Annotated in this window: 10 protein-coding genes; all 10 read right to left on the reverse strand. The window is 42.1% G+C overall.

The genetic code is table 11. The annotated features are described in order from the left end of the window. Window positions 1-109: 109 nt before the first annotated feature. The 10 genes from NSS87_RS30795 to rpmH all read right to left on the reverse strand — a co-directional run bounded on the left by NSS87_RS30795 (window position 110) and on the right by rpmH (window position 9,740). Complete coding sequence (locus NSS87_RS30795; protein WP_149644927.1) at window positions 110-952, reverse strand: ParB/RepB/Spo0J family partition protein; 843 nt, start codon at window positions 950-952, stop codon at window positions 110-112. Further along, on the reverse strand, window positions 945-1,706 hold the full coding sequence (locus NSS87_RS30800; RefSeq protein ID WP_042131728.1) for an AAA family ATPase: 762 nt from the start codon (window positions 1,704-1,706) through the stop codon (window positions 945-947). The genes NSS87_RS30795 and NSS87_RS30800 overlap by 8 nt, the downstream gene beginning before the upstream one ends. Window positions 1,707-1,911: 205 nt before the next feature. Continuing rightward, window positions 1,912-2,727: a nucleoid occlusion protein gene (gene noc / locus NSS87_RS30805; protein ID WP_076285062.1), complete on the reverse strand. Its 816-nt coding sequence runs from the start codon at window positions 2,725-2,727 to the stop codon at window positions 1,912-1,914. A gap of 411 nt (window positions 2,728-3,138) precedes the next feature. Continuing rightward, window positions 3,139-3,864, reverse strand: coding sequence for a 16S rRNA (guanine(527)-N(7))-methyltransferase RsmG (rsmG, locus tag NSS87_RS30810; RefSeq protein ID WP_339244160.1), 726 nt, complete (start codon window positions 3,862-3,864; stop codon window positions 3,139-3,141). A 3-nt stretch (window positions 3,865-3,867) separates the two neighbouring features. Further along, complete coding sequence (gene mnmG / locus NSS87_RS30815; protein ID WP_042193060.1) at window positions 3,868-5,754, reverse strand: tRNA uridine-5-carboxymethylaminomethyl(34) synthesis enzyme MnmG; 1,887 nt, start codon at window positions 5,752-5,754, stop codon at window positions 3,868-3,870. 39 nt (window positions 5,755-5,793) lie between these two features. Next, window positions 5,794-7,170, reverse strand: coding sequence for a tRNA uridine-5-carboxymethylaminomethyl(34) synthesis GTPase MnmE (gene mnmE / locus NSS87_RS30820; RefSeq protein WP_042193063.1), 1,377 nt, complete (start codon window positions 7,168-7,170; stop codon window positions 5,794-5,796). 109 nt (window positions 7,171-7,279) lie between these two features. Next, window positions 7,280-8,014 carry an RNA-binding cell elongation regulator Jag/EloR gene (jag, locus tag NSS87_RS30825; RefSeq protein WP_042193066.1) on the reverse strand — a complete coding sequence of 245 codons (735 nt, stop codon included), beginning with the start codon at window positions 8,012-8,014 and terminating at the stop codon, window positions 7,280-7,282. Beyond that, the gene (locus NSS87_RS30830) at window positions 8,011-8,877 is read right to left on the reverse strand and encodes a YidC/Oxa1 family membrane protein insertase (protein WP_042193068.1); all 867 of its coding nucleotides are present in this window, start codon (window positions 8,875-8,877) and stop codon (window positions 8,011-8,013) included. Before NSS87_RS30830 ends, jag begins: the two co-directional genes overlap by 4 nt. 86 nt (window positions 8,878-8,963) lie before the next feature. Continuing rightward, a complete protein-coding gene (rnpA, locus tag NSS87_RS30835; protein ID WP_042193070.1) occupies window positions 8,964-9,314 on the reverse strand; it encodes a ribonuclease P protein component in 351 nt (116 codons plus the stop codon). 291 nt (window positions 9,315-9,605) lie between these two features. Then, window positions 9,606-9,740 (reverse strand): 50S ribosomal protein L34, encoded by a 135-nt coding sequence (gene rpmH / locus NSS87_RS30840; protein ID WP_039295761.1) that lies wholly within the window; start codon window positions 9,738-9,740, stop codon window positions 9,606-9,608. Between the last annotated feature and the right edge of the window lie 673 nt (window positions 9,741-10,413).

Below are 10,413 nucleotides of genomic sequence, written 5' to 3' on the forward strand. Positions count from 1 at the left end.
ACCTCGCTCCTCGTCTATTACCCTTTTTTAATCAACTTATTCAAAAAAACATACCCCTAATTATCCGATTAAGGATATCTCAGGATATGTTCTTGGCATAGATACCCATTTAGTTACCCAATAATTCCAACAATCTTTCTAAATCCTGAGCACTGTAGTAATTCAGTTCAATCTTCCCTTTTTCCTTACCCTGTTTTATTTTCACCGTTGTTTTAAAACGTTCACGCAATACTTCCTCTACATTATCAATATAGGGATCACGTTTAATAACTTTGACTTTAACTCCATTAGTAGGTTTTCGGTCCAAGTTCTTCACTGTTTCTTCTAACTCTCTTACACTCCACTGTTGTTCCACGCATTGTTCGGCCAGTTGTTTAATTACTTCTGGATCCTTTAAAGCAACAATTGCCCGCGCATGCCCCATTGACATTGTTCCACGTGAAACATATTCTTTTACTTCTTCAGGTAAAGAAAGCAATCTCAGGAAGTTGGCGATATGAGATCTGGACTTTCCTACCTTAAGCGAGAGTTCTTCCTGCGTGAGTGAAAACTGATCCATTAAGCCTTGGTAAGCCACTGCAATTTCCATTGCATTTAGGTTCTCACGTTGCAAGTTCTCGATTAATGCAATCTCCATGACTTGCTGATCACTAAGATTTCTAACGACTGCTGGAATTGTAGCTTTGCCACAATACTGCGAGGCACGGAATCTGCGTTCGCCGGCAATGATCTCATACCCCTTCAATACGCTACGAACAATGATCGGCTGAATCACGCCATGTTGTCTGATCGATTCTGCTAGTTCTTGAATGGCCTCTTCATTAAAGTCTTTGCGCGGTTGATATGGATTAGCCCGAAGTTGAGCTAAAGGGATCTCAACTACCTTATCATCTTCATTAATTGATAAAGATGGAATTAGCGCATCCAGACCTTTTCCTAATCGTTTACTCATAAGAAATCACTTCCTTTGCCAACTCTAAATACACTTCCGCTCCTTTAGAGCGAGGATCATAAGTAATAATGGATTGTCCATGTGACGGCGCTTCACTTAACCGGACATTCCGAGGGATAATCGTTCGATATACTTTTTCTTGGAAATACTTCTTAACCTCTTCTATCACTTGAATTCCCAGATTGGTCCGGGCATCAAGCATAGTCAATAATACTCCCTCTATCTTCAGATGCGGGTTGAGATTTTTTTGCACCAGACGAACGGTGTTTAAGAGCTGACTCAAACCCTCAAGCGCATAATATTCACACTGGATCGGGATGATTACCGAATCCGCTGCAGTAAGGGAATTGATTGTTAAAATGCCAAGTGAAGGAGGACAATCGATGATGATATAATCATAATTGTTTTTAACCGCATTCAGCGCCTTTTTTAGCTTTAGCTCTCTGGAAATCGTCGATACTAACTCGATTTCCGCACCCGCTAATTGAATGGTCGCCGGAATGATATGCAGTCCTTCATTTTGAGTTTCCAGTATGGTTTCTAGAGGATTTACCTCATTTATAAGAATGTCATATATACAATTCGCCACGTCCGCCTTGTTGACGCCAACGCCGCTAGTAGTGTTACCTTGAGGATCGATATCAACTAGAAGCACTCTTTTTCCTAATGTAGCCATACCGGCACCTAGGTTCACGGAGGTTGTTGTTTTACCGACACCGCCTTTTTGATTTGCTATGGCAATAATCTTGGACACTTATTTCACCTCGAATAGTTAGGAAGAATCTTCTCGTAGATCGCAAGTACAAATGTTCCTGATGCTGAGATAGCGTCACACTTTATGAAGAATATAGACAACTATTATATACTGGAACTTTTACAGGCCTGGCCAACACATCCCGGTTCTAGCCACACCAAAGGCGGCCAATCACCTCAAGGCCGCCTTTAGCTTTTGAAACAATTTATCTTTTGGGGATTTGGATTACAATCTCGTAATGGTCACCACGGTCATTTTCTGACGTTTTGATTTCCATCCCTGAGCCTGACACCATATCAATAGATTGACGAATTGTATTAAGAGCTAGACGAACATCCTTGGTATAGGAGACCCGCTTTGATTTTTTAGTTTGTGAGACTTGTTTGTAGAAAGCAATACGAGCTTCTGTTTGTTTAACATTTAAGCCTTTTGAAATGATTTCTGCCAACACTTTCAGTTGCATCTCCACACTATCGAGTGATAATAATGAACGTGCATGCCTTTCAGAAATCTGACGCTCCATTAATGCCGTCTTAACCTCTTCAGGTAAATTAAGTAAGCGAATTTTATTAGCTATGGTAGACTGACTTTTACCTAGTCGTTGTGCTAAGCTTTCTTGCGTCAATTGATGAAGATCAATTAACTTTTGATAAGCAACAGCTTCTTCAATAGAGGTCAAGCCCTCACGCTGTAAGTTTTCTATAAGCGCAATAGATGCGGCTTGTGAATCATTGAATTCACGAACAATGGCTGGAATCGTCTCTAAACCAAGCTTTTTGACCGCACGCCAGCGTCGTTCACCTGCGATGATCTCGTACACGGAATCTCGCATGCGTACAACTATGGGTTGAATGACCCCATGAGTTTTAATCGTCTGGCACAACTCATCGATCTTGTCGTCATCGAATATCGTCCGTGGTTGGTAAGGACTGCTAATGACCTCATGAACTGGTATTTGTTTAATTTCTTCTCCGCTGCTCCGCTCGGTAAATCCAAATAGCTTGGTAAATTGTTCTTTCATTCCGTTCATAACCACCTAATTTCGTTATAGTACGATCTTCTTGACCTTCTTCTCGGAAAGCGTATCGTACAGCAATAAAAAACATTCTGATATTATGAAATGGCCTGCAGCTATCAGGCATCATAATCTCTCCTTCTTTCGAACAAGAGTACAGAGAAGGAGTTATATACAAAATTAAAAGTCTACTATGCTATTCTATCACTTTTCTCTACATAATCATATTCTCCGTAAAGACCTATTTTTCCTGCATTTTCATAATGATAGCCGCTTAATAAACATATCAATTTAGTTTATCTTTTAATTAAAGTTTATTTGAGATCGTTATCGCAATTCCACTCAAAAAAAGGTCATCCTCTAAAATGAGAATGACCTTAAATATATTTACCAATCTATAATGTTTCACGTGAAACATTATTTGATAAGTGGTGTTTTGGCAGGAATTCCCGCTTTTCGTGGGTACTTAGCAGGAGTGGCACCTGTCTTACGAATAATGACAATATGTCGCGCCGACTCTTCCACAGGCAAGCTGAACGACTCTACTTTACCAAGTTGAGCACGAAGCTCTTTTAAGCTGTACTTCGCCTCACTTAATTCTTCTGATGGATCGCTTCCCTTCATGGCAGCGAAAACTCCATCCTTACGTGTGAAAGGAAGACAAAACTCATTCAACAAGGATAATCTTGCCACCGCACGCGCAGTCACCAAATCATAGGCGTCACGATACTTGAATTGCCGGGCAATATCCTCCGCACGCCCATGAATCAATTGCACATCAGTTAATTTCAACGTAGTACAGACATGCTGCAGAAAAGAGATTCTTTTACTTAATGAATCAATGATCGTAAGTTTCAAATGTGGAAAACAAATCTTAAGCGGAATGCCTGGAAACCCGGCTCCCGAACCGATATCTGCCAAATTGTTTATCTCATTGATATTAAGGAAAAAGGCTAGAGAGATCGAATCATAAAAATGTTTCGTGTAAACCTGCTCACGCTCTGTTATTCCAGTGAGATTCATTTTTTCATTCCAGGATACGAGTTCCTTATAGTAAAGATCGAATTGCTCCAATTGTTCTGCTGTAAGTGTAATGCCTCTTTCTTGTAAAAGCTGTGTGAATTGAACTTCCGTATTATCCATAGATTATCCTTTCGCCGCGGTTACCCGGTTGTAATGCTCGAGATATACGAGGAGAATAGAAATGTCCGCAGGTGTGACTCCCGCGATCCGAGAGGCCTGCCCGATAGAGATTGGACGGATCTTAGTCAGCTTCTGCCGCGCTTCCATCGCTAATCCATGGATTTCATTATAATTAATGTCATCTGGAATTTTCTTCTTCTCCATCTTTTGCAAGCGCTCCACATGTTGAAGCTGTTTTTCAATATATCCGGCATATTTGATTTGGATTTCTACTTGCTCCTTCATTTCTGCATCCAGCATTTCCGGTGATGGCGAGACTTGATCCACGAAACTATATACAAGCTCTGGACGCCGCATCAGAACAAGTAAATTACTGCCGTCAACAATAGGTGCCGATTCATATTGTGCTAGTACATGATTTACCTCAACAGGTTTAACCTTTGTCTCTTGCAGACGAACAATTTCACGCTCCACCCGTTCTTTTTTATCCGTGAAGTTATCGAAACGTTCCTGCGTAATCAAACCAATGTCATAACCGATAGGTGTAAGTCTTAGATCTGCATTATCATGGCGAAGCAACAAACGATATTCTGCACGTGAAGTAAGCAGACGGTAAGGTTCATTAGTGCCCTTAGTCACCAGATCATCAATGAGTACACCAATGTATCCCTGTGAACGATCTAAGATTACAGGTTCTTTGTCTTGCACTTTGCGCGCTGCATTAATTCCAGCCATTACACCTTGGCCAGCGGCTTCTTCATAACCGGAAGTACCATTGATTTGTCCAGCAGTGAAAAGACCTGGTAGACGTTTAGTTTCAAGAGATGGCCATAGCTGTGTAGGAACCATTGCATCATATTCAATAGCATAGCCGTTACGCATCATCTCTACCTTTTCCATACCAGGGATGGAACGCAGAATCGCTAGCTGTACATCCTCAGGAAGACTAGTCGACAGACCTTGTACATAGTATTCCGATGTATTTTTTCCTTCTGGCTCTAAAAAGATCTGATGCTTAGATTTATCACTAAATCTTACTACTTTATCTTCAATAGATGGGCAATAACGTGGACCTGTTCCTTCAATAATACCCGTAAACATCGGCGCACGATGAAGGTTGTCATTAATAATCTGATGAGTAACCTCAGAGGTATAAGTTAACCAACAAGGAAGCTGTTCATTGTTCGATGATTTCGTTTCAAACGAAAAGAATTTAGGCTCATCGTCGCCGGGTTGAATTTCTGTCTTCGAGAAATCGATCGTATCGCGATGTACACGTGGAGGTGTACCTGTCTTAAAACGCACCAATTCAAAACCAAGCTCCCGCAAATTCTCAGACAGCTTCACTGATGGCTGCTGATTGTTAGGTCCACTCTCATATGTCAGTTCACCCATGATCACTTTACCACGCAGGTAAGTACCTGTAGTCAGGATAACTGTCTTACTATGGTATTCTGTTCCTGTCTTCGTAACTACACCTGCACAACGTCCATCCTCAACGATTAAACGCTCAACCATCCCTTGACGAAGCGTCAAATTAGGCGTTTTCTCCATCGTTTCCTTCATTGTATGTTGGTACAAGAACTTATCAGCTTGTGCACGCAATGCATGTACCGCAGGTCCCTTCCCTGTGTTAAGCATACGAAGCTGAATAAAAGTCTTATCTATATTACGGCCCATTTCTCCGCCTAGCGCATCAATCTCACGCACCACATGTCCTTTGGCAGGTCCGCCTATGGACGGATTGCAGGGCATGAATGCAACCATATCCAGGTTAATTGTGATCATCAACGTGCTGCAGCCCATTCGTGCTGACGCTAGAGCTGCTTCGCAACCGGCATGACCGGCGCCAATGACGATTACGTCATAGTTGCCTCCATCATAACTCATGTCCTGTTTCCCCCTAAATGTTATATTAAAACGTAAAACCTATTTTCCTAAACAAAATTGTGAGAATATTTGATCTAACAACGAGTCCGCTGCCGTATCGCCAATAATTTCACCGAGTTGTTCCCATGCTAGCCGTACATCAATTTGAATCATATCAATTGGAATATACTGTTCCGCCGCATCGTATGCATCCTGTAGTGATTTATAGGCTTTTTTAAGCAGTGCAATATGTCTCACATTACTTACATATGTCAAGTCACCCGATTCCAGCTTTCCACCAAAAAAGAGTGTCGAAATGGCATCTTCAAGTTTGTCTAGACCTTCCTCTTCCAGAACAGACATCGGTACGATGTTGGACTCCTCAAAGAACGAGAGCAACTTATCCTTATCCAGTTTGGGCGGTAAGTCCATTTTATTCATGATCACTAGGCATTGTCTACCGTGGATTTGTTCCATCAATGCCAATTCGTCCTCATGCAGCTCTTCGTTAGCATTTAGCACAAGTAGAATCAGATCCGCATCACTAACTGCCGCCTTGGAACGTTCTACGCCAATCTTCTCCACTACGTCCATCGTTTCACGAATTCCCGCGGTATCAAGCAGCTTAAGCGGAATGTTGTTTATCGTTATATATTCTTCGATGACATCACGTGTTGTTCCAGGAATATCTGTTACAATCGCTTTGTTATCACGTGCTAACGCGTTTAATAAAGAAGATTTACCAACATTGGGACGACCAACTATAGCTGTCGTTATCCCCTCACGAAGAATTTTTCCTTCATTAGAAGTCTTAAGAAGCTTTGTGATTCCTTCCATCACTTCACTGCTTTTATCTTTAATAAATTCAGCTGTCATGGATTCTACATCATGCTCTGGATAATCTATATTCACTTCGATATGAGCCAGCATCTCAATAAGTGTATGGCGCAAAGCATGAATTCGATCCGACAAGGATCCACTAACCTGCTTTAAAGCCACAGAAAACGCACGATCCGACTTCGAGCGAATGAGATCAATAACCGCCTCAGCCTGTGATAAATCAATACGTCCACCCAAGAAAGCACGCTTGGTGAACTCACCCGGCTCGGCTAACCTTATCTCCTGCTGAAGAAGTAAGTCCATCACCCTTCTTACAGAAATTACACCCCCATGAGCACTGATCTCTACTACATCCTCGGTCGTAAAAGAACGTGGGCCCTTCATTACGGTTACAAGTACTTCTTCCATCTTCTCTCCGTTATCCGGACTAACGATATGCCCATAATGAACGGTATGCGATTCCGCTTCAGTTAACGGAACTCGGCTACGAAACAAAGGCGCCACTTGGGAAATAGCCTGAGGGCCACTTACCCGAATAATAGCAATTCCTCCCTCGCCTAATGCCGTCGATACGGCAGCAATGGTGTCACTAAGCATGCTGTTTTTCACCCCAAAACCTATATTTTTTTGATCATAAACGGTCTTATATTGTTAAAAAAGCAATGACCCCTTACATTGGTCAAGGAGTCATTGCATCATATAGTCTTTACTTCAAAGTTATAACGACGCGGCGATTTGGCTCTTCGCCCTTACTAAGGGTATTCACTTGCCGATGATCCTGTAATCTGGAGTGAATAATTTTCCGTTCCTGAGGTGACATCGGTTCCAGTACTACCTCTTTACGAGTCCGAATGACACGACTGGCTAAACGATCAGCCAGCTCTTCGAGAGTTTTTTTACGCCGCTCACGGAAGTTCTCCGCATCTAGCACAAGCCGTATAAAACTGTCGGAGTAACGATTAGCTACGATATTAGCCAAATACTGCAGAGCATCGAGAGTTTGTCCTCTTCTACCAATCAAAAGTCCCAAATCTGGACCTGATATCTGCAGAATCGTGGATTCCTTAGTGTGGACGATTTCGACTTCCACTTCGAGCCCCATGCTCTTAGCGACATCCACAATGAAATGAACGGCTTCTTGGTAAGCTTCCTCCACCGGTTGTCCGGAATCTTGGCGTGGCACACCGCCGTTAGCCTCCTGTTTGCTCTCTCTTGTTGACTGCTGAGGCAGTGACGGAGCACTCGCCGCTGATGCCGGTGCGGCTTCGGCTATCAAGGTTAACTCAACCTTGGCACCTTTCGCACCGATCAATCCCAGGAATCCTCTTGATGGCTGCTCAAGTACGTTGACCGTTACCCGGTCCTTTTGAACTCCAAGCTGGGTTAGTCCCCGTTCTACAGCTTCTTCAATGGTTTTCCCTGTTGCGACGACTTTGCTCATTTTGACTTTTTGGCTCCCTTCGATGCTTTACTGCCGCCTTTGCTCTTCACAGCAGTTGAGTCATCTGTACTTTTCACAGCACTTGCGATTGCCAATTTATGTTTATCGTTGTTGCGATATAAGAAATAGTTCTGAACAATAGTGTAAATGTTACTGTAAACCCAGTATAGCGGCAAGGCTGCTGGGAAGTTGTAGGACATAACGAAAATCAGAACTGGATAGATCATCATCATGAACTGCATTGGCCCTTGTTGTTGCATCGGGTTCATTTTAGTCATCATTCTAGTTTGTATAAATGTTGTTAATGCTGCAAGCACTGGTAAGATAAACAGATGATCCGGCTTACCTAGCTCCAGCCATAAGAAGGAGTGCTCCCGTAGATGTGGATTATAGTAGATCGAGTTGTAGAGAGCGATAAAGATAGGCATTTGTACGATCAGCGGTAAACAACCCGCCATTGGATTAACCTTATTCTCTTGGAACAAACGCATCGTTTCTTGCTGCACCTTTTCAGGTGTGTCTTTATATTTTTTCTGGATCTTTTGGAGTTCCGGTTGAATGGCTTGCATTGCCCGCGAGCTCTTCACCTGTTTAATCGTAAGCGGAAGAATCAACGTGCGGACAATAATAACCATCACAAGTACGGCTAAACCATATTCTCCGTTAAACCAATCAGCAAACTTGTCCAAGGCAATGGCGAAATAATACACTACATTACTTTGCCAGAAGCCTCCATTCTTTAAATCCTCCGTAGTGTGCGTAACAGCAGCTGACGGAGCGCATCCCGACAGAACAGCTAACGACAACACCATCACTGTGATGAGGAGAAACCATTTTCCCCGTCTAGTCTTCATTAGAGACACTTCAAAACCCCTCTCTTGAACATTCCATTCCACCGTAAATCATACCATAATTATGAATACAAATAAACAAGCCTCTTATGCGTCCTTTATTTGCGGGAAGCCTTGAGTAGCTTGGCTTTGCGCAGTACATGCAGCACGCTTTTTTCGAGCTCTGCGTATTCCATGGAAAGCGCTCCTTTTCTTACGATAAACACCATATCGAGTCCACCTGCAATTTCAGGTTCATGATGACGGACGATTTCCTTCACCAATCTTCTCATTCGGTTACGGACAACCGCGTTTCCAACCTTTTTACTGACCGATACCCCAACTCTAAATCGCTCTACCTCTTTTTTGCTAAACCAATACACTACAAATTGATGATTCGCAAATGACTTCCCATGGCGATATACACGACTGAAGTCGGCACGGTTTCGTAATCGTAACTTTTTGTGCACGGGAATCTCCTTCATAAATCCGGTTAAAAGTATCCTTCCGAATTTTTTTCTTCTAATAGTATAGTCATTTGGATGTCGCCATAAACGACCGCGACTACAACGCCGAAATTTCCCTTCTATATTATAGAAAGAAAAATATTCTCAACTTCTCACAAAATAATTCTGTATATACGTTAAATAGCCCCGCAAAGTGTAGCTAGCGCATTAAGCGAGATCCTAGTCGTTTGCAGAGCAAATAATAATAAAAAGCAGTAAAAAAAGACCACCGGAGTGGTCCCTTAGTGGCCTAACTTACGCACTCAAAACTTTTCTGCCTTTCAAGCGGCGAGCTGCCAGCACTTTACGGCCGTTTTTCGTGCTCATTCTTTTACGGAAACCGTGAACCTTCTTGCGTTTGCTCACATTTGGTCTAAATGTCGGTCTCATAATTGCACCTCCCTTACAGGAACTTAATTACTGTCATATAAGCAGAAACGGTCTAAGCCGTCCTTATAGTAGGGACAGTATCTACATGAATCATCATTTAATTATCGAGACATATCCTTACAGAAAACACCTTTATATATTTAAACATATTTTATGCGCAAAAGTCAACCTACTGCTGGCTCCAGACCCTCCCTCTAATTCAAGCCGCTTATCCACAACTCCCATTAGAAAAAAAGTAATCCACAAGATATGACAGTTATCCACCTGTGATCAAAAAATAAAGTCGACTACTCACAGATGAGCACAACCTGTGTATAAAATTATCGAAGCTTTGGCGTAAAGTGTCGAACCGTAAACAAATTATCAACAATATGTAGTGGTGTTCCTAATAATTGTACACAAGTGCTTGAATTTGTGGATAAAATAGCCCTGCTCATTGAAAAATAAGGGGCGTTTTGCTATGATGGTATTACTTTTGAATGTGAATAGATTTGTTTGTTCTCTTAATTATCAACAAGCTGTGGATAAAGTTGTGAACAAATCAAATTTATCCATATTTTTTTGTCTCTTCATATTGCCTACTGGGGATAAATATCAGCACCAACCTATTTTCTTCGACATTTCCACTTCATGGCTGATGCCACATTTGGAAGATTTAAAGGAGTGACAGTCT

Source organism: Paenibacillus sp. FSL F4-0243, from assembly GCF_037963295.1.
GTDB lineage: Bacteria > Bacillota > Bacilli > Paenibacillales > Paenibacillaceae > Paenibacillus_AQ.